General features: G+C 66.7%; 18 protein-coding genes. 6 read left to right on the forward strand and 12 right to left on the reverse strand.

From position 1 onward, the window contains the following. Positions 1-12 precede the first annotated feature (12 nt). On the forward strand, positions 13-3555 hold the full coding sequence (dnaE, locus tag GM676_RS23690; protein ID WP_155466584.1) for a DNA polymerase III subunit alpha: 3543 nt from the start codon (positions 13-15) through the stop codon (positions 3553-3555). 88 nt (positions 3556-3643) lie between these two features. On the opposite strand, the gene GM676_RS23695 is transcribed toward dnaE, so the two are convergent. Next, a complete protein-coding gene (locus GM676_RS23695; RefSeq protein WP_155466587.1) occupies positions 3644-3877 on the reverse strand; it encodes a DUF6139 family protein in 234 nt (77 codons plus the stop codon). Positions 3878-3919: 42 nt separating this feature from the next. Further along, on the reverse strand, positions 3920-4885 hold the full coding sequence (locus GM676_RS23700; protein WP_155466589.1) for a VirK/YbjX family protein: 966 nt from the start codon (positions 4883-4885) through the stop codon (positions 3920-3922). A 231-nt stretch (positions 4886-5116) separates the two neighbouring features. Here GM676_RS23700 and GM676_RS23705 point away from each other — a divergent pair, with 231 nt between their 5' ends. Both GM676_RS23705 and GM676_RS23710 read left to right on the forward strand, forming a co-directional pair. Next, on the forward strand, positions 5117-6733 hold the full coding sequence (locus tag GM676_RS23705; RefSeq protein ID WP_155466590.1) for an ATP-binding protein: 1617 nt from the start codon (positions 5117-5119) through the stop codon (positions 6731-6733). Then, complete coding sequence (locus GM676_RS23710; RefSeq protein WP_371866352.1) at positions 6723-7325, forward strand: response regulator transcription factor; 603 nt, start codon at positions 6723-6725, stop codon at positions 7323-7325. Before GM676_RS23705 ends, GM676_RS23710 begins: the two co-directional genes overlap by 11 nt. 96 nt (positions 7326-7421) lie before the next feature. On the opposite strand, the gene GM676_RS23715 is transcribed toward GM676_RS23710, so the two are convergent. Together GM676_RS23715 and GM676_RS23720 are read right to left on the reverse strand one after the other, a co-directional pair. Beyond that, positions 7422-8501 (reverse strand): glycosyltransferase family 2 protein, encoded by a 1080-nt coding sequence (locus GM676_RS23715; RefSeq protein WP_155466592.1) that lies wholly within the window; start codon positions 8499-8501, stop codon positions 7422-7424. Continuing rightward, the gene (locus GM676_RS23720) at positions 8498-9310 is read right to left on the reverse strand and encodes a glycosyltransferase family 2 protein (RefSeq protein ID WP_155466593.1); all 813 of its coding nucleotides are present in this window, start codon (positions 9308-9310) and stop codon (positions 8498-8500) included. The genes GM676_RS23715 and GM676_RS23720 overlap by 4 nt, the downstream gene beginning before the upstream one ends. Before the next feature lie 45 nt (positions 9311-9355). Here GM676_RS23720 and GM676_RS23725 point away from each other — a divergent pair, with 45 nt between their 5' ends. From GM676_RS23725 to GM676_RS23735, 3 genes are read left to right on the forward strand one after another with little or no spacing between them, the layout of a single operon-like run. Then, positions 9356-10585 (forward strand): O-antigen ligase family protein, encoded by a 1230-nt coding sequence (locus GM676_RS23725; protein WP_155466594.1) that lies wholly within the window; start codon positions 9356-9358, stop codon positions 10583-10585. Beyond that, a complete protein-coding gene (gene waaF, locus GM676_RS23730; RefSeq protein WP_155466595.1) occupies positions 10582-11637 on the forward strand; it encodes a lipopolysaccharide heptosyltransferase II in 1056 nt (351 codons plus the stop codon). Before GM676_RS23725 ends, waaF begins: the two co-directional genes overlap by 4 nt. A gap of 59 nt (positions 11638-11696) precedes the next feature. After that, positions 11697-13229 carry a sensor domain-containing diguanylate cyclase gene (locus GM676_RS23735; RefSeq protein WP_155466596.1) on the forward strand — a complete coding sequence of 511 codons (1533 nt, stop codon included), beginning with the start codon at positions 11697-11699 and terminating at the stop codon, positions 13227-13229. 1 nt (position 13230) lies between these two features. Here GM676_RS23735 and GM676_RS23740 read toward each other — a convergent pair whose 3' ends face one another. The 8 genes from GM676_RS23740 to GM676_RS23775 are packed head-to-tail and all read right to left on the reverse strand — an operon-like array spanning position 13231 to position 22333. Next, a complete protein-coding gene (locus GM676_RS23740) occupies positions 13231-13935 on the reverse strand; it encodes an alpha/beta hydrolase (RefSeq protein WP_155466597.1) in 705 nt (234 codons plus the stop codon). Next, the gene (locus tag GM676_RS23745) at positions 13935-15845 is read right to left on the reverse strand and encodes an Ig-like domain-containing protein (protein WP_155466598.1); all 1911 of its coding nucleotides are present in this window, start codon (positions 15843-15845) and stop codon (positions 13935-13937) included. The genes GM676_RS23740 and GM676_RS23745 overlap by 1 nt, the downstream gene beginning before the upstream one ends. An 11-nt stretch (positions 15846-15856) precedes the next feature. Continuing rightward, positions 15857-16795 carry a type II secretion system F family protein gene (locus GM676_RS23750; protein WP_155466599.1) on the reverse strand — a complete coding sequence of 313 codons (939 nt, stop codon included), beginning with the start codon at positions 16793-16795 and terminating at the stop codon, positions 15857-15859. 13 nt (positions 16796-16808) lie between these two features. Then, positions 16809-17783 carry a type II secretion system F family protein gene (locus GM676_RS23755; RefSeq protein WP_155466600.1) on the reverse strand — a complete coding sequence of 325 codons (975 nt, stop codon included), beginning with the start codon at positions 17781-17783 and terminating at the stop codon, positions 16809-16811. A 2-nt stretch (positions 17784-17785) separates the two neighbouring features. Next, positions 17786-19138: a TadA family conjugal transfer-associated ATPase gene (locus GM676_RS23760; RefSeq protein WP_155466601.1), complete on the reverse strand. Its 1353-nt coding sequence runs from the start codon at positions 19136-19138 to the stop codon at positions 17786-17788. An 11-nt stretch (positions 19139-19149) separates the two neighbouring features. Then, positions 19150-20319 carry a CpaE/TadZ family protein gene (locus GM676_RS23765; protein ID WP_155466602.1) on the reverse strand — a complete coding sequence of 390 codons (1170 nt, stop codon included), beginning with the start codon at positions 20317-20319 and terminating at the stop codon, positions 19150-19152. Positions 20320-20342: 23 nt separating this feature from the next. Further along, positions 20343-20603: a hypothetical protein gene (locus GM676_RS23770; RefSeq protein WP_155466603.1), complete on the reverse strand. Its 261-nt coding sequence runs from the start codon at positions 20601-20603 to the stop codon at positions 20343-20345. 8 nt (positions 20604-20611) lie between these two features. After that, positions 20612-22333, reverse strand: a complete 1722-nt coding sequence (locus tag GM676_RS23775) for a type II and III secretion system protein family protein (RefSeq protein ID WP_155466604.1) — start codon at positions 22331-22333, stop codon at positions 20612-20614. Positions 22334-22456 lie beyond the last annotated feature (123 nt).

Consider the following 22456-nt stretch of genomic DNA (forward strand, 5'->3'; position numbering starts at 1 on the left):
TTGAACCCACCTATGAACATGGTAGCAAACGAACAAGAAATGCGCGGCGCTGCAATTGTCCCTGCGGGACCGTCTTTCGTCCATTTGCGGGTGCACTCGGAATATTCCATCGTCGACGGCCTGGTGCGGATCGACGATCTGGTCAAGCAGGCAGCCAAGGATCAGCAGGGCGCGCTGGCGGTCACCGACCTGGCCAATATGTTCGGCATGGTGAAGTTCTACAAGTCGGCGCGCGGCAAGGGCATCAAGCCGGTGGTCGGCGTCGATTGCTGGATCACCAACGATGAAAACCGCGACAAGCCGTCGCGCCTGATGTTGTTCGCCAAGAACCGCATGGGTTACCTCCAGCTGTGCGAGCTGCTGTCGCAAGCCTGGCTGACCAATCAATACAAGGGCCGCGCGGAAATCCGCACCGAGTGGCTGCAAGAACTCACCTCCAAAACCTACGCGCTGCTGCCCGACGATAATCCGGCCAACGGCTTGATCGCCCTGTCCGGCGCGCACTTCGGCGACGTCGGCATGGCCATCGAAAACGGCAACCCGGCGCTGGCCGAAGCCAACGCCCGCAAGTGGGCGCAGATTTTCCCCGGCCATTTCTACATCGAGATCCAGCGCGCCGGCCAGCCGAACCAGGAGATGCAGGTGCGCCATTCCGTCTCGCTGGCGTCCAGGCTGGGCCTGCCGGTGGTGGCCACCCATCCGGTGCAGTTCATCTCGCAGGAAGAATTCATTGCCCACGAGGCGCGCGTGTGTATCGCCGAGGGCGAGATGCTGGCCAACGCCAAGCGCGTCAAGCGCTTCAACGAGCAGATGCGCTTCCTGACGCAGAAGGAGATGGGCGAGCTATTTCACGATCTGCCGGCCGCGCTGCAAAACTCGGTGGAGATCGCCAAGCGCTGCAATCTAACGCTGACGCTGGGCAAGCCGCAGCTGCCGAACTTCCCCACCCCCGGCATGACCATCGACGAGTTCCTGGTCGCCGAAACCAAGAAGGGTCTGGAAGAACGCCTGATCCAGCTGTACCCGGATCCGGTCAAGCGCGAAGCCAACCGCAAGCGCTACGAGGACCGTCTGGAGTTCGAGAACAACACCATCATCAAGATGAAGTTCCCGGGCTACTTCCTGATCGTGGCGGAGTTTATCCAGTGGGGCAAGAACAATGGCGTGCCGATCGGTCCGGGCCGTGGCTCGGGCGCGGGTTCGCTGGTGGCGTACGCGCTGAAGATCACCGACCTCGATCCGCTGAAATACAACCTGCTGTTCGAACGTTTCCTGAATCCCGAGCGCGTATCGATGCCCGACTTCGATATTGACTTCTGCCAGGAGAAGCGAGAGCTGGTGATCCAGCACGTGAAGGATTTGTACGGCCGCGACGCGGTGTCGCAGATCGCCACCTTCGGTACCATGGCGGCCAAGGGCGCGATCCGCGACGTCGGCCGCGTGATGGACTTCGGCTACAACTTCTGCGACGGCGTCTCCAAGCTGATTCCGTTCAAGCCGGGCAAGCCGGTGTCGATCGCCGAGGCCATCGAAGAAGAACCGATGCTGAAGGAACGCCAGCAAAACGAGGAAGAGGTGGCGCAACTGCTCGATCTGGCGCAGCAGGTGGAGGGCATTACCCGTAACATCGGCATGCACGCCGGTGGCGTGCTGATCGCGCCGGGCAAGCTGACCGACTTCTGTCCGCTGTACACCCAGTCCGGCGATTCCGGCGTGGTGTCGCAGTACGACAAGGACGACGTCGAAGCCGTCGGCCTGGTGAAGTTCGACTTCCTGGGGCTGACCACGCTGACCATTCTCGACCGCGCGGTGCGCTACATCAAGGCGCTCGATCCGGAAGAAAAAGACTTCGACTTGGCCAAGCTGCCGCTGACCGACCGTCCTTCGTATGAGTTGCTGACCAAGGCCAAAACCGTGGCCGTGTTCCAGCTGGAGTCGCGCGGCATGCAGGGTATGTTGAAAGACGCGCGTCCCGACCGCTTCGAGGACATTATCGCGCTGGTGGCGTTGTACCGTCCGGGCCCGATGGACCTGATTCCGGACTTCTGCAAGCGCAAGCACGGCGAGAAATTCGATTATCCCGATCCGCGCACCGAATCGATTCTGTCCGAAACCTACGGCATCATGGTGTATCAGGAGCAGGTGATGCAGATGGCGCAGATAGTCGGCGGCTACTCGCTGGGCGGCGCCGACATGCTGCGCCGCGCGATGGGTAAGAAGAAAGCCGAGGAGATGGCCGAGCACCGCGCCATCTTCCGCGCCGGCGCCGCCAAGGACGGCCTGTCGGAAGAAAAGGCCGACGAGATTTTCGACTTGATGGAAAAGTTCGCCGGCTACGGCTTCAACAAGTCGCACGCCGCCGCCTATGCGCTGCTGTCGTATCACACCGCGTATCTGAAGGCGCACCATCCGGCCGCGTTCATGGCAGCCAATATGTCGCTGGCCATGGAAGACACCGAGAAGGTGAAGATCCTGGTCGAGGATGCGATCGACATCTGCGGCCTGACCATCCTGCCGCCGGACATCAACAAGTCGGAATTCCGCTTCGTGCCGGATGGCCCGCCGCCTTCGGTCACCGGCAAGAAGGTGACGCAGATCCGCTACGGTCTGGGCGCGTGCAAGGGCGCGGGCCAGAATGCGATCGAGGCCATCATCGCCGCGCGCGAGGCCGACGGTCCGTTCACCAGCCTGTTCGATTTCTGCAAGCGCGTGGACAAGAAGCAGATCAACCGCCGCACGATAGAATCGCTGATCCGCGCCGGCGCCTTCGACTGCCTCGGCGTCGACCGCGCCGTGCTGCTGGCGTCGGTCGGCTTCGCGATGGAATATGCCGACCAGCAGGCCAAGTCGGCCAACCAGGTCAGCCTGTTTGGCGGCGACGACAGCGATCTCGAGCCGCCACCGGACTATGTGAAGGCCGCGCCGTTCACCGACCGCCAGAAGCTGGCGGAAGAGAAGATCGCGCTGGGCTTCTACCTGTCCGGCCACATGTTCGATTCGTTCGCGCCGGAAGCGCGCCGCTTCGCCCGCACCAAGCTGGCCGATCTGGAGCCGTCGCGCGATCCGCGCATGCTGTGCGGCGTGATCACCGGCATCCGTCCGCAGATGACCCAGCGCGGCAAGCTGCTGATCGTCACGCTGGACGACAAGAGCGCGGTGGTAGAGGTGACCGTCTACGCCGAGGTGTTCGAAGAGAACAAGCACATGTTCAAGGAAGATGAATTCCTGGCGGTGATCGGCAAGGTGTCGGAAGACCGCTTCTCGGGCGGCCTGCGGATTTCGGCCGAGAAGGTGTTTGACATCATCAGCTCGCGCGTCAAGCACGGCAAGCAGCTGGGCATGGCGTTGCCGACCACGGTGGACGCCAGGAAGGTGGCCGAAGTGCTGGCGCCGCATCGCCAGGCCGATGGCTTGCCGGTGTCGGCGCGCATCCAGCCGCAGGGCGTCAGCTGCGTGTTGCAGCTGGGCGAAGCCTGGCGCGTGGCGCCGTCCGACGAATTGCAACTGGCGCTGAAGCAGGTGCTGGGCGCGCAGGACGTCGCGGTCGAATACTAGCGTCGTCCCGGCGCAGGCCGGGACCCATGCTGAGCCAGCGCTCCATGGACTCCGGCTTGCGCCGGAGTGACGGCACGCCGGTGGCGCCTCAGAACTGCGCGCTGACGCCGGTGATGGCGTAGCCTTTGGCGCCGATCTGCGCCAGCGGATGTTCTATGTGGTATTTGGGGAGTTCGTCGCGCTCGTCGTCGACTTCGACGTGCTTGGCCTCGGCGTGCCAGTCGGTGTTGGTGGCTTCTTCCGGAATCGGCTTGCCTTCCGGTACAGCCAGATAGCTGTGTTTGCCCTGTGCTTCATCTCGGCAATAAATATCCACGCGCATGGTATTTCTCCTCGGACGAAAAGCCCATGTTACCGGATTTCTTTACGCTAGTGCGTACTTATCCTCTTCCTCTTCCATTCGCACCGGCGCCCGCTCCGCCATGACGGCGACCATGGCCATGCGCGGCGCGTGCAGGCTGACCGTCATGGCTTGCGCCATTTCGCACAGCGTTTCATGGCGCTTGCGCGCCTCCGAACGCTTCTTGGAGGCAATCGCGGCCAGGTCCGGCGCGCAGATCGCCTCGCTGGCCAGCTGATAATCGCCGTCGGCGCGCACGGTCGCGCCCAGTTCCTGCCACAGCGTATCGTAATCGGCATGCACCTTGCCCTGGCGGGTGGCGCCGCACACCACGCGGTTGGCGTTGCTGACCAGGCGCAGGGCGGCGCAGCCATGGTCGTGGGCAAACTGGCCCAGCAGCTTGATCATCAGGTTCTTCGGACGCAGGCCGTGCAGCTCGCGGGTGGCATCCTTGATCAGTTGCAGGCCGTGCTCGCCGCGCGGCCCCTGCATGCAACCCACGCCCAGCAGCATGCCTTGCTCGCTGTGGACGAAGGAAAACGCGCAGCTGTAGACCAGCTCGCCGCCTTGCAGCAGTTGCAGCACCAGCTCGCCCTCACGTTCCATCGGCTCGATGGCGCGCAATTGCAGCTGGTAGGGCAGGCCGCTCTTGCCTTCGACCTTGGCCAGCAGCACGGCGCCACGGGCGGCCTGCACCGTCAGCGGGCCGAGGCCGCGGCGGAAGATGTGCTGGTAGTGCTCGCGCAGCAGGTGCAGGCGCTGGCCGATCGGCATGGTGTTGCTCAGGTAAGGGCGGTAAATCTTGTACAGCAGGCGCGGCCTGGCTTTGACCAGCTCGGCAAACATGGGGTGGGAGTTCAGCAGTTCCAGCCAGCCAAGGGTGGCGTTGCGGTGCACGGCCGCGCGGAGCGACAATTTCAGCGTTTCCCGCAGCTGTTTCAGGCCGGTAAAGCCTGCTGCGCCGGAGCGGATGGTGATGGACTGCGTCATCGAACTCTTCCAATGGAGGGCCTTGTGGGCAAGTCGCGAGTGTAGTGTCCGTGTAACGCAATGTAAATTGGGGTAAAGATCTACGGATTTCCCGTAATAATTGCTGCTTAGATAATTGAACTGTTGTATAGAGGAGAGGCGCTTGTGCTAAGGGTTACGCGTACTGCGAAAAGCAATGCAAGATGAGCTGGGGCAACGCATAATGATACATTGCGATACAAACCGGCCCGTATGACCGCCTCTCCTGTGCCCCGTTACCTGGTATTCCCCGCGTTCATCGCGCTGTACCTGCTATTTGACTGGGCGACCTACATCGATCCGCTGTACGGCCTGAACATCACGCCCTGGAATCCGGACCCGGCGCTGGGGCTGGTGTGCTGGCTGGTGTATGGCTGGCGCGCGGCGCTGCCGTGGTGGATCGCGCTGGTGCTGGGTGAGGTGGTGGTGCGCGGCATGCCGGCTGGGCTGGGGCTGACCTTGCTGCTGTCGCTGTGGCTGACGGTCGGCTATGGCGCCATCGGCGAGGTGTTGCGGCGGGTGTTTGGCAACAGCGGCGTGTTCGACAGCCGCCACCGCCTGTTCCAATGGGTGCTGATCCTGCTGGTGGGCGCGCTGCTGAACGATGTGGTGTACATGTCGCTGCTGTCGCTGGCCGGGCTGATTCCGCCGGGCGCGTGGGCGGCGGTGGTGCTGCGCTTTGGCATCGGCGACATGGTGGGCATGCTGGTGTCGATGCCGCTGCTGTGGATGCTGTCCAGTGCGCAGGGGCGGCAGCGCCTGCGGGCCACGGTGTGGCGCTATGAAACGCTGGGCTACCTGGCGCTGTCGATCGGCGTGCTGTACCTGGTGTTCGGCACCATTGAAACCTCGGAGTTCAAGCATTTTTACTTCCTGTTCCTGCCGGTGCTGTGGGCGGCGACGCGGCAGGGGGTGTACGGCACGGCGCTGATGGTGTTCGTGTTGCAACTGGGGATAGGCGCGCTGGTCAAGTGGAACAACGCGGTCAACATCGAGGTGCCGGAGTTGCAGATGCTGGACGCCATGCTGGCGCTGGTGGGTTTTTCGATCGGCATCGTGGTGGATGAGGTGCGCCAGGTGTCGAACGACTTGAAGCAGTCGCTGCGGCTGGCGGCGGCCGGCGAGATGGCCGCCGCGCTGGCGCATGAACTGAATCAGCCGCTGACGGCGCTCAGCGCCTACGGCAAGGCTTGCGAATTCCTGGTGGAACGTGGCGAGGGCGGCGAAATGCTGAAAAGCGCCATCCAGCGCATGATCGCCGAGTCGGGCCGGGCGGCCGACGTGGTGCGGCGCCTGCGCGACTTCTTCCGCACCGGCGCCATGAAGCTGGAGCCGGTGGAGGCGGCGCAACTGGTGTCCAGCGTCAGCCAGCAGTTCTTCGGCGCGCTGCGCGAGCATGGCGTGGTGTTGCAGGTGGACGAGATGCCGGGGCTGGCCATGCTGGCCGACCGCTTGCAGATCGAGCTGGTGCTGCGCAACCTGCTGGCCAACGCGCTCGACGCGGTGCAGGAGCGGCCGGCGGGCGAGCGCCGCATCACGGTGTCGGCGCAGCAGCTGGACAGCAAGCGCCACGGCAAGAACAGCTGCTTGCAGCTGACGGTGGAAGACAGCGGCAAGGGCGTGTCGGCCGAGCTGGCGGCGCGCCGGTTCGAGCCGTTTGTCTCGTCCAAGGCCAGCGGCATGGGACTGGGCCTGGTGCTGAGCCGGGCGATTATGGAAGCGCACGGCGGCTCGCTCTGGGCCGAGGTGGGCGATCACGGCATTTTTAAATTGGCGCTGCCGCTGGCGCGCCGCGTAGTGGAAGGGCAGGAAAACTATGGTGCAGCATGATTTAACCGTCTTCATCGTCGACGACGATCCGGCCGTGCGCGATGCGCTGGGCTTGCTGCTGGGCGTGCGCGGCTACCGTACCGCGGTGTTCGCCGGCGCCGAGGCCTTCTTGCAGGGCTGGCAGGCCGGCTGGAGTGGTTGTTTGCTGGTGGATATCCGCATGTCCGGCATGGACGGGCTGACCTTGCAGCGCGAGCTGCGCGCGCGTGGCTGTCCGATGCCGGTGGTGGTGATGAGCGGCCATGGCGACGTCAGCACGGCGCGCGCGGCGTTCAAGGCGGACGCGGTGGACTTCCTGGAAAAGCCGCTGGACGACGCCAAGCTGATCGCCGCCATCGACGAAGCGCTGGCGCGGGCGCGCGACAACCAGAGCGAGCAGCAGCGCCGCAGCCGCAGCGCCAACCTGCTGAACGAGTTGACGCCGCGCGAGCGCGAGGTGATGGAACTGGTGGTGCTGGGCCGTCACAACCGCGACATCGGCCCGGCGCTGGGCATCAGCGTGCGCACGGTGGAAGTCCACAAGGCGCGCCTGATGAGCAAGCTGGGGGTCGACAACGTGGCCGACCTGGTCCGCATCAGCATGCTGGAATAAACTCCGGGGTCAGGTCCTCCATTTCTACACGAGCCCAACCGTAGCCGAGGCTACGGTTGGGCTCGTGTAGAAATGGAGGACCTGACCCCGGAATGGTTAGCGCTGGGCGGCGCGGGTGCGTTCCAGGCGTTGCCACAGCTTGAGCTTGCGCACCGCCGTTTGCTGGAAGTGGAACCAGCGGTTGCCCTCCAGCGCGCGCCGCACCTGGCGCGCGGTGTGCGCCGACTGCTTGCCCTGGCCGGCCATGCCGGCCAGCACTTGCTGCGGCGGCCCGAACAGGCTGTCGAGGAAGATGCCGCGCACTTTGCCGCGCACCGCGTCGCCGGTCGCCGCCGGCAGCTGGTAGGAGTTCTTCACCATGCCGATGTAGAAGTGGCACACCGCCAGGTCGAATTGCGCCCGCACCGCCGCGCTCACGCCGGCCCGCTCGAAGTGCGGCTTGACCGCCGCCAGCGCCGAGACGAAATCCACGCACCACTGCTCGCTGATCACGCGCGTGATGCTGACCGGGTGCTGCCGGTACGCCAGCAGCACGTGCGGCAGGTACACCAGGCTGCGGCAGCGCTGCAACAGGCGCGGCACCACCGCCACGTCCTCGAACAGGCGGCGCGACGGGAACAGCGGCATGGCTTCCTGCGCGTAGATCTCGCGCCGGAACACCTTGCACCACACGTACATGTGGCGGTCGTTGAAGAAGGAGGTCAGGATGGCGTCCTGGCAGGTGATGGTCCGCTCCGGCTCGTAGCTCATGTAGACGTCGCGATCCTTGTCCGGCGCGTCCGGATGCCACATGCGCAGCGCGGTGGCGATCACGTCCGGGCGGCGCTCGGCGATCACCCGCTCCAGCGCCTCCAGCGAACGCGGCAGCAGGCGGTCGTCGCTGTCGACGAACAGGATGTATTCGCCGCGCGCCTCCATCAGGGCGCGGTTGCGGGCGTCGGAGATGCCCTGGTTGACTTGCTCCACCAGCCGGATCTGCAGGCGCGGATGGGCCGCCCGCACCGCCTGCACGCGCGCCACGGTGCCGTCGGTGGAGCCGTCGTCCACCACGATCAGTTCGTGCTGGCCCCCCATCTGGGCGACGATGTGCTCCAGGCAGTCGGTGATGAAGCGCTCGACGTTGTAGCCGGGCACCAGGATGCTCAGCAGCGGGGCGTCGGGGTGATGCGGCTTCATGCGCGCAATCCTTTCACCGCCAGCACGGTGCGGTCGGCCGCGCGCTGGAGCACGGTGGCGCGGTTGCTGGTTTCCTGGTCGCGCGCGTTTTCCTGGTGCCACAGGTGCAGCACCTCGGTGGCGTAGGCGCCATCCTTGCGCATCACCCCGGCGTTGAACAGGCGCACCACCAGGTCGGAATCCTCGTGGCCCCAGCCGAGGAAGCTTTCGTCGAAGCCGTTGACCAGCTCCAGGTCGGCGCGCCACACGGCCAGGTTGCAGCTCTTGATGCGGCGCCAGGTGAAGCGCTTGCTGGTGCGGCCCACGTCCGGCAGGGTGAACAGCAGCGGCAGCACTTTGTTGAGGTCGCCCCGGCGGCGCCAGGCCAGCTTGTCGGCGGCACCCAGCGCCTGCAAGTCGATGCGCTGGCCCAGCACGCGCGCGGTGGCGGGCTGGTTCAGCAGGATGCGGCTGCCCTGCACCAGGTGGCCGCGCTGCGCCAGTTTGCGGTGCTGGCTGATAAAATTGCGCTGCGGCACGCAATCGCCGTCGAGGAAGACGATGTAGTCGCCCCGGGCGTCGAGCGTGCCGAGGTTGCGCGCGCGGGCCGCGCGGAAGCCCAGGTCTTCCTGCCAGACATGGCGCAGCGGCACCGGCGAACGGGCCGCCAGCGCGGCCACGGCCTGCTGCGTGTTGTGGCCGGAGCCGTCATCAGCGATAATGATTTCGAACCGGTGATCGTCCTGGGAGAAGCAGGCTTCGACCACGGCGCTCAAGGCATCCGGCCGGTTGTAGGTGGTAATGACGACGGAAATAAGGACGGGTGGCATAGCGAGCTGTAGCAGATTGCTTTTTTGCAATAAACGATAATATGAATGAATAATACCTCAGCCCAGTCCACCGCCAGCACTGTCTTTATCCACAGCCTGATTTTTGCCTTCCCCTTCCTGCTGCTGATCACCCGCCCGGGGGTTGGCCTGTGCAGCTTCGCCTTCCTGATCACCGCCGTGGTCTACCACCGCCGGGGCTGGCCTGAGCTGTTGCGCCATCTTACTGAGATTCGCGGGGTATTGATAGCGTTTGGCGCGGTGCTGTTGCTGGCCCTGTTCCTGGGCCTGCTCAGCGGCGACGGCCGCCTGCGCGACCTGGAAAAACCGTTCCGCATGCTGGCCGCCTCCACCGTGATGCTGACCGTGCTGGCCTGCCGTCCCAGCCGCAAGGCGCTGTGGTGGGGCCTGATCGCCGGCGCCGTGGCCGGCGCCGTGTTCATCGCCTACCAGCGCTGGGGCATGGGGGTGGAGCGCCCGGGCGGCCTGATCAACTCGATCACCTTTGGCGACATCATGCTGTGCATGGCCCTGATGTGCCTGGCCGGCACGCTGGACTTCGCCGGCCGCGCCGCCATCTGGCCCGGCCTGGGCGCGCTGGCCGGCCTGACCGGCTCGATCGCCAGCGGCACCCGCGGCGGCTGGGTCGCCATCCTGTTTTCCGTGGTGCTGCTGGTGCGCTACGGCCATGTGCTGCGCGGCCGCCTGCGCAAGGGGCTGGCGCTGCTGGCGCTGGCCTTGCTGGTGAGCACCTACTTTATTCCGCAGACCGGCGCCCGCGAGCGCATCGACGAGGGCATCAGCGACGTGCAGCAGTATTTCAGCGGCGGCCCGAGCTACACCAGCGTCGGCATCCGGCTGGAGCTGTGGCGCAGCGCGCTGCAACTGATCGAGCGCCATCCGCTGCTGGGCGCCTCCATCCCGACCGTGAAGGCGGAGATGCAGGAGCTGGTCAAGTCCGGCCGGGTCCATCCGTATGTGCTGGAGTTCGAGCACTTCCACAACGATATCCTGCAGGCCACGGTGTTTGGCGGCGTGGCCGGGCTGGTGGCCTGGGGCGCCACCTTGCTGATGCCGTTCCTGTTTTTCCGCGCCCAGATGCACCGTGGCGGCGGCGCCCGCGCGCCGGCGCTGGCCGGCATGCTGCTGGTCCTGAGTTACTTTAGCTTCGGCCTGACGGAAGTGATCTTCTGGTCGGTGCGCAGCAATATGTTTTACGCGATGATGCTGTTCCTGTTGGCGGGACTGTGCCTGAATGCGAAGGAGGAAGCCCGTTGAATGCACTGCGCACCCTGATTATTTCCCCCAACTGGATCGGCGACGCCGTGATGGCGCAGCCGCTGCTGCAATTGCTGCGCGCGGCCCATCCGGAGCGCCCCATCGACGTGCTGGCGCCGCCCGGCGTGTCGTCGGTGTGGAAGCAGGTGGCGGAGGTGGACGAGGTGCTGGAAACGCCGTTCCGCCACGGCGCCCTGCAACTGCGTCAGCGCTGGAAGTTCGCCCGCCTGCTGCGCAAGCGCGGCTACGCCGACGCCTACGTGCTGCCCAACACCATCAAGTACGCCTTGATCCCGTGGCTGGCCGGCATCAGGAAACGCGTCGGCTACAAGGGCGAAAGCCGCTACGGCATGATCAATGTGATGCACCACGACGAGCTGCCGCCGCGCCCCATGGTGCCGTTCTACGCGGCGCTGGCCAGGCCGCCGGTGACGGTGCAGGGGCCGGGCCTGCGCGCGGCCTTGCCGCGTCCGCGCCTGATGGCCACGCCGGCGCAGATCGCGGCGGTGCAGGCGCGCCACGCCATCGACCCGGCGCGGCCGCTGGTGGCGATGGCGCCGGGCGCGGAATTCGGCGGCGCCAAGCGCTGGCCGGCGCGCCACTTCGCCGGCCTGGCGCAGGCAGTGTTGGCGCGCGACCCATCGACCCAGATCGCGTTGCTGGGTTCGCCCAAGGACCAGGAGGCTTGCGCCGAGGTGGCGGCGGCCTTGCAAGCTGGGGCAAATGCGGGCGCTGCGGTGTTCAACCTGGCCGGCGCCACCAGCCTGCCGGAAGCGATCGCCCTGATCGCGCGCGCGGCGGCGGTGGTGGCCAACGATTCCGGCCTGCTGCACATCGCCTCGGCGCTGAACCGCCCGGTGCTGGCGCTGTACGGCCCCACCGATCCCGATCACGCGCCGCCGTTTTCCGACCTGGCGGCGTCGATTTCGCTGCGCCTCGATTGCGCGCCGTGCAAGCAGCGCGAATGCCCGCTCGGCCACCAGGACTGCATGGTCAAGCTGACGCCGGAGCTGGCGTGGCAAAAGCTGCAACCGATGCTGGCGCAGGGCTAGTTCCACGGGGCACCATTTTTGCGGTATAACGTCAGGAGTGCCATCTCCTGCGCGCGCCTATGTCTAAGCGATTTTCCATTACTTTCTGGGCCACGGTGTTCGTCAGCGTGGTCTGTCTGTCGCTGGTCGGGGTCGACGTCTGGCGCAGCCTGAATGCGCGCGGCTTCCAGCTGCTGGAGATGGAACGGCTGGGCGCCAACGTGGCGCGCGCCATGGCGCAGCAGGCCGACGACACCATCAAGGCGGCCGACACCGCGCTGACCGATCTGGTCGAACGCATCGAGACCGATGGCCAGGCCGCGCCGGCGCTGGCGCGCGTGCAACGGCAGATGACGGCGCAGGTGGCAAATCTGCCACAGCTGGTGGGGCTGTATGTGTACGATGAAAACGGCCGCTGGATCGTCAACTCGCGCGGCGTGCTCAGCCAGTCCTACAACAACGCCGACCGCGAATACTTCATCTATCACCGCACCCATCCCGAGCGCGGTCCGCACGTGGGCGACCCGGTGATCAGCCGCGACACCGGCAAGTGGATCATGCCGGTGTCGCGCCGCCTGAACAAGGCCGACGGCAGCTTCGGCGGCGTGGTGCTGGCCACCCTGGACATCGATTATTTCCGCCGTTTTTACCAGAGCTTTGACGTCGGCGCGCGCGGCGCCGTGGCGCTGGTCGGCAACAACGGCGTGCTGATGCTGCGCAAGCCGTTTGACGCCGAACGGGTCGGCAGCAGCATGCGCGACAGCGAGCTGTATCGCCATTACGCGCGGCAGGCCGGCGGCGCGCGCGCCGGCAGCGCCTTTTTCCAGTCTCTGCACGACGGCGAAATACGGTTGCACAGTTTCCGGCCGCTGGAGCACTATCCGCTGTTTGTCACGGCCGGCATTTCGCGCGAGGAGATGCTGGAGCGCTGGCGCCGCGATACCTTCACTCGTTCGATCGGGGTGGTGGTGCTGGCGGCGCTGATCGGCTTTTTCGGCAAGCGGCTGGTGGACCAGATCAAGCTGCGCGCGCTGGCCGAGGCCGAGCTGCGCAAGGCGCGCGACGCGCTGGAAAGCGCCAACCGCACGCTGGAGCGGCAAGCCATGCAGGACGGCCTGACCGGGCTGGCCAACCGGCGCCAGTTCGACGTCACGCTGGGCAATGAGTTCAGCCGCGCCACCCGGCACGAGGACACGCTGGCGTTCATCATGATCGACGTCGACTACTTCAAGCAGTACAACGACGTGTATGGCCACAGCGCCGGCGACGAGGTGCTGCGCACCGTCAGCAAGCTGATACGCGCGCTCACGCCCAAGCGGCCGGGCGACCTGACGGCGCGCTATGGCGGCGAGGAGATCGGCATCCTGCTGCCGAACACCGACGTCACGGGCGCGCAGGCGGTGGCCGAGCGCATCCGCCAGGCGGTGGCGCACATGCAGATGCCGCACAGCGGCAGCCCGCTGGCCCATGTGACCCTGAGCGCCGGCGTGGCCACCATCTCGCCCAAGCGCGGCGTGCACCTGGCCGGCATGCTGGTGGAGGCGGCCGACAAGGCGCTGTACGTGGCCAAGTCGGAAGGCCGCAACCGCGTGTGCGTGGCGCAGCCCGAGTAAGCTACTCTTCCAGCCGGTGCAGCGCCGCGCGCGCGATCGCCGGCGAGACGATGTGGGCGCCGTCGAATTCCTGGTACGCCACCTCATAGCCTTCCTGCGCCAGACGCTGCGCGATGGCCGCGCCGCGCGCCACCGGCAACACCCGGTCATCCTTGCCGTGCGAGACGAAGATGCGCGGCAGGCCCTCGCGCCGCAGCGGCGCCATGAAGCCCGGCGAGAACGCCAGGATGTCGCTGAACAGATGGCCGTTCATCAGCCCCACCGACAGCGCGTACGAGGCACCGTCCGAAAAGCCGGCGATCGCCATGGCCTGCTCGTCCACTTCATAGCGCTGCATGGTCCACAGCAGCGTGCGGTCGATGAAGGCCAGGTCGGCGCCGAAGCCGCCGCGCAGGAAGTCCCAGCTGCTGTCCTGCGCGTCCGGGACCAGCAGCAGCGCGCCATGGCGCACCGCGTGACCCAGCGCGATGTGATCGCCGCCGCCATGCCGGCCGCCGGCGCCGTGCAGCAGCAACAGCAGGTGCAGGCGGCGGCCCTCGGCGTTGGCGTCCGGCGGCACGTGCAGCAGCGCCTTGCGGCCGTCGCCGAACGACAGCTGATGGGTGCCCGCTTCCAGCGGCGGCTGGCGCTGGTGGTCCATCAGCCGCAGCACGTCCGGCCGCGCATGCAGGCGGCCGTCGGCGTAGGGGACGGGCGGCTGGTTCATCAGTCAGACACCGGGAAGGTGAATTGCGTGATGGTGCCGTTGGGCGTGGTCACGGTGATGTTCAGCACGCCGGAGCTGCTGACATTGCTGCACACGTAAGTGGCGGTCTGGGTGGCGTCGCTGGCCATGGTGACGGCATACACCCAGGCGCTGGAATCGGCCGCGCCGGTGTTGGGCACGGTCACGGTGGCGCTGCTTTGCAGCAGGCCGTTGGAGGCGGTGAACAGGATCTGGGTGCCGGCCGGCAGCGGGTTGCCGGGCCGGTCGTAGCGCCACAGCGGATCGCCCGGATACAGCGCCATGCGGTTGCTGGCGAACACGGTCGGGTTGTTGTCGCGGATGGCGAAGTGGTAGGTGCGCGGCGTGTTGACGAAGGGCGTGCCGTTGCTGCACGCTTCCAGCGTCAGGGTGCCGCCGGTGGGGCTGGCGCTTTCCAGCAGGCTGACCGCCGGCGTGCTGTTGGACAGCACCATCACCAGCGACTGCCGCACATGCACGGTGTTGGCGCTGCCGCCGGCGCCGGCGCTTTGCAGCACGCCGTTGTAGACGCCATTGCCGCTCAGGTCCCAGCTGCCGTTGTTGTTGGAATCGATGTACTGCTCGCCGGCCACGCGCGCCGCGCTGCCGCTGGCATACATGTCATCGATGCCGTTGGCGTTGGCGTCGGTGACGGCGCGGTCGTTGCGGAACGGGTCGCCCAGATCGGTGTACGGTTCGCCGGCGTCGTAGCGGTTGTTGCCATTGCTGTCGACGAAGCTTTCCTCGCCCAGCGCGTACGCCAGCACGGTGACGCGGCCGTCGGCCGGGCGCGGGTTGCCGGGGCAGAAGCGCACCGAGCATTCACCCGGCGTGCCCTTGGTGGTGACCACCGTGCCATCGGGCTGGGTGGTTTGCGTCAGGCCGGTCAGGCAGGAAGCATCGACGCTGCCGCCTTCGGCCGTGAAGCTGACCGCGATGCCGTCCGGCGCCGGGTTGTGGAAGTGGTCGGCCAGGCGAGCGCTGATCAGGGTGCCGGTGGGCGCGGTGCAGCCGTTGTACTGGCCGCCTTCGACGTTGCGGATCACGGCGCTCAGCGAGAAGCTGTTCTGCTCCGGCACGCCGGTCGACACCACCAACTGGTCGGACAGGGTGCCGATGCCGCCGCCGCCGAGCGTGGCGCTGACGCGCACCGGCGTGTTGATGGTGCCCGACGAGACGCTGGTGGTGACCACCCCGGCCGAGTTGCTGGTCGCGCTGGCCGGGCTGAGGGTGATGCCGCCGGCGCTGGTGTTGAGCGCGAAGTTGACCTGCTGGCCGGCCACCGCGTTGCCGCTGTTGTCCATCACCTTGAAGGTGACGGTGGCGGTTTCCTGGCGGCCGGCGCCGCCCGTGCCTTTCAGCGCGATGGTCTGCGGCAGCGCCGACACGAACACCAGCTGGCTGGCGGCGGCCGGTGGCGGCGAGCTGACGTTGTAGCTGGCGCTGACGGTCAGCGCGTTGCCGCTCAGGGTGGCGTTGGCGGTGACCGCGTAGCCGCCGGCCGCGCTGGCGGCGCTGGCGCTGAGGGTGATGGTGGCCTTGCCGTTGCCGTCGGTGACGGCGGTGCCGCCGGCCGAGGAGAACACGGCGTTTTTGTCGGTGCTGCTGAAGGTGACGGCGTTGTTCGGCACCGCCTTGTTGTTGGCGTCCACCAGCGTGGCGGTGACGACGGCGCTGCCGCCCGGCGCCAGCGTGGTGACGGCGGCGCCGCTGGCGTCGGTGACGGTCATGGTCAGCGTCGGCTTGGTGCTGGGCGTGGTGGTGGTCGGGCAGCCGGGCAGGCTGCTGTCGCGGTTCGGATCGATGGCGGTGCAACCGCCGCCGCTGCCGCCGCCACCGCAGGCAGCCAGCAGCAGTGCGCACATCAGGGCCAGCAAATAACGCAAGGTCATGTCGTCTCCTGTTAATTGGTGCCGGCCATGGCGGGCAGCAGGTTGCGGTACAGGTTCAGCATCGCCGGGCCCAGCAGCACCACCAGCAGGCTGGGGAAGATGAAGAAGATCAGCGGGAACAGCAGCTTGAGCGAGATCTTGGCCGCGTGCTCCTCGGCGCGCTGGCGGCGCTTGGTGCGCAGCTGTTCCGATTGCACCCGCAGCGAGTCGGCGATGCTGGTGCCGAAGCGGTCGGCCTGGATCAGCATGGTGACCAATGCGTCGACGTCCTCGACGCCGGTGCGCAGGGCCAGGTTGCGCAGGGCCTTGTCCTTGGCGCTGCCGGCGCGCAGTTCCAGCGTCACCAGCTGCATCTCCTCGGCCAGCACCACGCTTTTCAGGCCGATCTCGTTGGCCACGCGGGCCAGGGCGGCGTCCATGGCCAGGCCGGCCTCCACGCACACCGTCATCAGGTCGAGCGCGTCGGGGAAGGATTCGAAGATGTCGCGCTGGCGCGTTTTCACCACGTGATTCAGCACCACGTTGGGCAGGTAGTAACCGAGGCCGCCGGCCACCACCATCCAGAACAGCTTGACGTTGCCGTCGGTGGCCACGGCCTTGCTGCTCAGGTAGAGGAACACGATCAGCGGCAGCAGCACCGCCAGCCCGGTTTTCCCGGCGAAGAACAGCGCCGGCGTCGACGGCGTGCGCCAGCCGGCGTTGATGAAGCGCATGCGCACCGGCGAGTTTTCCCAGCCTTCGGTCGGCAGCGACAGTTTCGCCAGCGGCGCGGCCAGGTTGACGATGGCCTCGATCCACACGGCGCTCTTGCGCGTGACCTGGCTGCGGTCGTGCAGCGCTTCCAGCCGGTCCTTGACCGGGTTGACGGTGAACAGGCGCACCGCCAGCACCACGCCCGCAAACACGGCGATGAACACCACCAGCAGGAACATGATTTGTATGATGGTCATGGCCGCCGCCTCCTCAGATCCGGATGGTGGTGATGCGGCGTATCATCAGCATGCCGATCACCATCAGCACCGCCGCCACGGTCAGCATCTTGCGTCCGCCCGGATCGGTGAACAGCACTTCCAGCGAGCCGGGATTCACCACCGACACCAGCCCGCCCACCGCGAACGGCATCAGGCCCAGCACCCAGGCCGACATGCGGCCCTCGGCCGACATCACCTTCACCTGGCCCAGCAGCTTGAGGCGGTCGCGGATGATGGCGCTGATAGAGGCCAGCAGGTCGGTCAGGTTGCCGCCGGTCTCGCGCTGGATCAGCACCGCGATCACGAAGTAGCGCAGGTCGGTGCTGGGCACGCGCAAGGCGAGGTTCATCAGCGCGTCCGGCATGGAGACGCCGAAGTTCACTTCATCGAACACGATGCGGAACTCCGCCCCCAGCGGATCGGGGATTTCCTCGCCCACCATTTTCAGCGCGGTGGGGAAGGCGTGGCCGGCGCGCATGGCGCGGCCCATCATGTCGAGCGCGTCGGGCAGCAGCGATTCGATGCGCAGGATGCGCTTGCGCTTGGCGCGCATGGCTTCGAACACCGGCAGCGAGGCCGTCACGCAGGCCAGCATCAAACGGCCGAACCACGGCAGCCGCAGCGAGCTGGCGACAATGAAGCCGATCAGCAGGCAGCCGGCCATCAGCGCCACCAGCTGGGCCGCGTTCATGCCGCGCCCGGTTTGCAGCAGCAGCCGGTCCAGCTTCTGGATGCCGGGCAGTTGTGTCAGCAGCTGCTGCATGCCGGGATCGTGCGCCAGCGTGCGTTCCTTGGTGATGGACACCGCCAGCTCGCTGCCGCTGTCGCCGATGGCGTTGCGCAGGCGGCGCGCGATGCGTTCGGCCTCGGGGCCGCGCGCGTTGTTCCAACCGGTGTAGGCGCCCCACACCGCCAGCGCCACGGCGGCGAAGATCAGGATGCTGAACAGCAGCAGCCGCAGGTCCATGATCAGTATCCCGACGGGTCGAACACGGTGGAGCCGATGTTGACGCCGAAGTTGCGCAGCCGTTCGATGAAGCGCGGGCGGATGCCGGTGGCGGTGTGGTGGCCCAGCACCTTGCCGTCGTCGGCCAGGCCGGTCTGCTTGAAGGCGAAGATTTCCTGCATGGTGATGATCTCGCCCTCCATGCCGGTGACTTCCTGGATCGACATCACCTTGCGCTTGCCGTCGGTCAGGCGCGAGACCTGAATCACGACGCCGACCGCGCTGCTGATCTGCTGGCGCATGGCCTTGGTGGGCAGGCTGGCGGCAGCCATCGACACCATGTTCTCCAGCCGCGTCAGGCCGTCGCGCGGGGTGTTGGCGTGGATGGTGGCCATCGAGCCTTCGTGGCCGGTGTTCATGGCGCCCAGCATGTCGAGCGCTTCGGCGCCGCGCACCTCGCCGAGGATGATGCGGTCGGGCCGCATGCGCAGCGCGTTGCGCACCAGCGCGCGCTGGGTGACCTCGCCCTTGCCCTCGATGTTGGGCGGGCGCGTTTCCAGCCGCACCACATGCGGCTGTTGCAGTTGCAGCTCGGCCGCGTCCTCGATGGTGACGATGCGTTCCGATGGGCTGATGAAGCCGGAGATCACGTTCAGCATGGTGGTCTTGCCGGAGCCGGTGCCGCCGGAGATGACGATGTTGACCTTGGCCTTGCCCAGTCCTTGCAGCACCTCGGCCATGTCGGCCGTCATCGAGCCATAGGCCACCAGGTCGGCCAGGCGCAGCGGGTCGGCCGAGAAGCGGCGGATCGACATGATGGGACCATCGATGGCCAGCGGCGGGATGATGGCGTTGACGCGCGAGCCATCCGGCAGGCGCGCGTCCACCATGGGACTCGATTCGTCGATGCGGCGGCCGACGCGCGAGACGATCTTGTCGATGATCTTCATCAGGTGGGCGTCGTCGCTGAAGGTGACGTCGGTCAGTTCCAGCTTGCCGCGCCGCTCGACGTAGATTTGCCGGTAGGTGTTGACCAGGATGTCGGACACGGTGGGGTCCTCCAGCAGCGGCTCCAGCGGGCCGAAGCCCAGCATTTCGTTCTGGATGTCGCGCGTGAGCGTTTTGCGTTCGGCGTCGTTGATGACCACCGCGTCTTCTTCCAGCAGTTTCTCGACCAGGTTGCGCAGTTCGACGCGGATCTGGTCCTGCGTCAGGCGCTGCATGCTTTCCAGGTCGACGCGGTCGAGCAGGGCGGCGTGCAGGCGCTGCTTGAGTTTCTGGTAGGCGCGGTTGTCGATGCCGCCTTGCACGCGCTGGCCGGAGCCGCGCACATCGGTGTTTTCCAGTCGTTCACGCAGGGAGACGGGATTGCTCATGATGCGTTCCTCTATTTACGCAGGCCCAGCCTGGCCAGCCAGTTGCCGCCTTGCTGCACCGGCGCCGCCTCGCCACTGAGCTTGCGCGCCAGTTCGGCCAGCGACTGGCTGATCGGCGCGCCGGGCTCCAGTTGCAGCACCGGCACGCCCTGATTCACCGAGGCGGCGGCCGAGTCGTAGTTGTTGGGGATGGTGAAGGCGATTTCGGCGTCGAAGGCGCTCTCCAGGTCTTTCAGGCGGATTTCGCTGTTCTTGTCGTGGCGGTTGACGATCAGCTGGATTTTCTCCTTGCCGTATTCCAGCGAGCGGAACACGTTGAGCAGGCGCTTGCTGTCGCGGATGTAGGGCAGCGTGGTTTGCAGGATGGGGAAAATCTGGTCGGCGTGGTCGAGCGCGCGGATGCTGACCGCGTCCAGGCTGCGGCCGACGTCCAGCAGCACGAAGTCGTACTGGCGGCGCGCCAGCTTGAGGATGGCGTCGATGTGGTCCGGCTTGACGTCGTTGGCGTGGGCCGGATCGGACGGCGCCGCCAGCACGCCGTAGTTGGGCGTAATGCTGAGCATGGACGAGGCCAGGAAGGACGGGTCGAGCCGGTGAATCTGTTGCGCCACGTCGCTGAGGGTGGCCAGCGGCTTGTGATCGGAGACGAATAGCGAGGCGTCGCCGAATTGCAGGTTGATGTCGATCAGCGCCACTTTCTGCTTGCCGCTGGCGGCCAGCGCGTAGCCGAGGTTGGTGGCGAGGAAGGTGGCGCCGCTGCCGCCCTTGCAGGAGATGAAGGCCAGCACCTTGCCGCTGGTCTGGCCGCGCCGTTCCAGCTTGTCGGCGATGCGTTCCATGGCCGGGTACAGCGAGTTGCTGGACACCGGCGAAGGCAGCACTTCGCGCACGCCGGCGCGCATGGCTTGCAGCAGGAATTGCGGGTCCTGGTCGATGCACAGGGCGACGCAGGCGATGTTGGGGTATTGCGCGGAGAAGCGTTCCAGTTGTTCGAGGTCGCCGTCGTCGCTTTGCGGGCGGTCGATGATGAGCACGTCCGGCAGGTGTTCGTCGGTGAGGGCGGCGGTGCGGCTGACGTTGCCCACCAGGTGATCGATTTCATCGGAGGGCGAGCGCGCGCGCAGCAGGCGCATCAGGTCGGCCAGTTGGCGTTCGTCGCGGGATATGACGGTGATCTTCAAGTGTGCCGCTCCTTAGCGTTGGCCTAGCGTCGGCCGCCGATGGTGAAGTTGTTGCTCTGGTCGTCCTTGGTGATGAAGGATTGCTGGTAGTTCTGGTAGGCGCCGGCCGCCGCCTGCGCGTCAAGGCCGTTGACCGGGCGCGGCGGTGATTCGCGGCCGGCTTGCGGATTGAGCGTCTGTTGCGCGCGGGCGGCGCGCACGCTGCTGCCGAATTCGCGGTCGAGGCGGGGCGAGTTGGCGCAGGCGGTCAGCAGGGCGGCGAGCAGGATGACGAGTGTTCGCATGGCGCCTCCTAGTGGTTGCCGCCCGAGGGCGGGGCGGCGGGCGGTGGCGTCGCACCACCGCCGGGCGACGCGACGGGCGGTGCGGCGCCGGCAGCCGGCACGGTCGGCACGGAAGGCGCGGGGGGCGCGGCCTGGGCTGGCGCGGGCGTGGACGGTGGCGCGCCTTCCAGCTTGCCGTTCAAGAAGAAGTCGACCCGGCTGGGCTGGACGTAGTCGTCGGTCGGCAGCTTGTGGTCGGCCGGCAGCGGCTGCGCCAAATGCGGCGTGACGATGAACACCAGCTCGGTGCGGTCGTTCTGGAAATCGCTGCTGCGGAACAGCGCGCCCAGTATCGGTATCTCGCCGAGGCCCGGAAACGCCTTGATGCTGCTGGTGACGTTGTTCTTGATCAGCCCACCTATCGCAAAGCTTTGTCCATCGAACAGCTGCACCGTGGTGCTGGCGCGCCGCGTGGTGAACGAGGGCAGGATGGCGGTGGCGGTGCTGCCGGTCGCGCTGACGCCGATGCCTTCGCGGTTCAGCTCCGACACTTCCGGCGACACGCGCAGGTTGATGCGGCCGTTATCCAGCACGGTCGGTGTGAACCTGACCGCGATGCCGTATTCCTTTTCCTCCAGCGTGATCTGCGGCGTGCCGCCGGTATTGCTTTGCGAGACGGGAATGTAGATCTTGCCGCCGGCGAGGAAGCTGGCCTCCTGTCCGCTGATGGCCATCACGGTGGGCTCGGCCAGCACCTTGATCAGGCCGTCGTTCTTTTGCGCATCCAGCGTGACGAACTTGCCGCTCTTGCTGTTGAAGGCATCCACCTTGCCCGGATTGCCGCTCAGCAGATTGGACAGCATGGTGTAAGTCCAGCTGCCGCGCGAGCCGTTCAGGCCGACGCTGGCGCCCAGCTGGTCGACCAGGGTTTTCGACACCTCGGCGATTTTCACTTCCAGCATCACCTGCTGCGGCGCCGCCACCGACAGCATGTTGACCACGCGCCCGCCACCGTTGCCCCCTTGCGACAGGCCGGACATCGGGTCCATGGCGGCCTGGAAGGCGGCGCCGGCCGCCGCGCCGGAGGCGGCGGTGGGGGCGCCGCTGCCAGCCGCCGCTTGCGCCGCCTGTGCCGCCGCATCGGGCGCGGCGGCCGTGCCCTGATTGCCGTTGCGCGCAGTGCGTTGCAGGTAGGCGGTGGCCACCGCCACCACCTGCGCCGCGCGCACCGAGTCGGCCACCGTGCCGTGCAGGATCAGCGAATTGCCGGAGACGGTGATGCGGATGTCGCGCTCGTTGGGGAACAGTTCGCTGAACTGCTGGCGCAGCGCGGCGGTGTCCAGCCCGACGGTGATGTCGATCACCGTGGCCTGATTGGCTTTGTTCCAGACGATCAGGTTGGTGGCGCCGGTGGTCTTGCCCAGCATGTAGATTTCGCTCGGGTTGAGCAGGATGACGTCGGCCACCTTGGCGTCGCCCACCGCCACCCGCGCGGCCGCGTAGGGCAGGCGCATCAGCGTCGACTTGCCGGCAGAGAGCGTGATCTCGCGCGCCAGTTCGATCCCTGCCGCAGCGCCCGGCGCCGTGGTCGCGGCGCTGGCGGCCGGGACCGCGTTGGCGACGGCGGCGGGCTTGGGCGGCTTGAGCTGGCCGGTGGCGGCGGTGGCGGGCGGCGCGGCGCTCAGCAGGACCGCGAGGGCGGCGGCCCCCAGCGGCACGGAAGGGAATGGCGCGGAAGATACGATACTCAAGTCGCGTTCTCCAATGCTTAAAATTGTTGTGAACTACGCTCCAGACCTTTGATGACTTCCACTTTGTCGCCCGCGCGCGGCGGCGGCGCAGGGCGCGGCGCCGGTGCGGCGGCTACCGGTGGC

The organism is Duganella radicis (assembly GCF_009720825.1).
In the GTDB taxonomy this organism is placed as follows: Bacteria; Pseudomonadota; Gammaproteobacteria; order Burkholderiales; family Burkholderiaceae_D; genus Rugamonas; species Rugamonas radicis.

Excerpts from the sequence above, each read along its gene's own strand:
- dnaE (WP_155466584.1), top strand. The coding sequence starts at position 13 with ATGAACATGGTAGCAAACGAACAAGAAATGCGCGGCGCTGCAATTGTC.
- GM676_RS23695 (WP_155466587.1), bottom strand. The coding sequence starts at position 3,877 with ATGCGCGTGGATATTTATTGCCGAGATGAAGCACAGGGCAAACACAGC.
- GM676_RS23700 (WP_155466589.1), bottom strand. The coding sequence starts at position 4,885 with ATGACGCAGTCCATCACCATCCGCTCCGGCGCAGCAGGCTTTACCGGC.
- GM676_RS23705 (WP_155466590.1), top strand. The coding sequence starts at position 5,117 with ATGACCGCCTCTCCTGTGCCCCGTTACCTGGTATTCCCCGCGTTCATC.
- GM676_RS23715 (WP_155466592.1), bottom strand. The coding sequence starts at position 8,501 with ATGAAGCCGCATCACCCCGACGCCCCGCTGCTGAGCATCCTGGTGCCC.
- GM676_RS23720 (WP_155466593.1), bottom strand. The coding sequence starts at position 9,310 with ATGCCACCCGTCCTTATTTCCGTCGTCATTACCACCTACAACCGGCCG.
- GM676_RS23725 (WP_155466594.1), top strand. The coding sequence starts at position 9,356 with ATGAATAATACCTCAGCCCAGTCCACCGCCAGCACTGTCTTTATCCAC.
- GM676_RS23735 (WP_155466596.1), top strand. The coding sequence starts at position 11,697 with ATGTCTAAGCGATTTTCCATTACTTTCTGGGCCACGGTGTTCGTCAGC.
- GM676_RS23740 (WP_155466597.1), bottom strand. The coding sequence starts at position 13,935 with ATGAACCAGCCGCCCGTCCCCTACGCCGACGGCCGCCTGCATGCGCGG.
- GM676_RS23745 (WP_155466598.1), bottom strand. The coding sequence starts at position 15,845 with ATGACCTTGCGTTATTTGCTGGCCCTGATGTGCGCACTGCTGCTGGCT.
- GM676_RS23750 (WP_155466599.1), bottom strand. The coding sequence starts at position 16,795 with ATGACCATCATACAAATCATGTTCCTGCTGGTGGTGTTCATCGCCGTG.
- GM676_RS23755 (WP_155466600.1), bottom strand. The coding sequence starts at position 17,783 with ATGGACCTGCGGCTGCTGCTGTTCAGCATCCTGATCTTCGCCGCCGTG.
- GM676_RS23760 (WP_155466601.1), bottom strand. The coding sequence starts at position 19,138 with ATGAGCAATCCCGTCTCCCTGCGTGAACGACTGGAAAACACCGATGTG.
- GM676_RS23770 (WP_155466603.1), bottom strand. The coding sequence starts at position 20,603 with ATGCGAACACTCGTCATCCTGCTCGCCGCCCTGCTGACCGCCTGCGCC.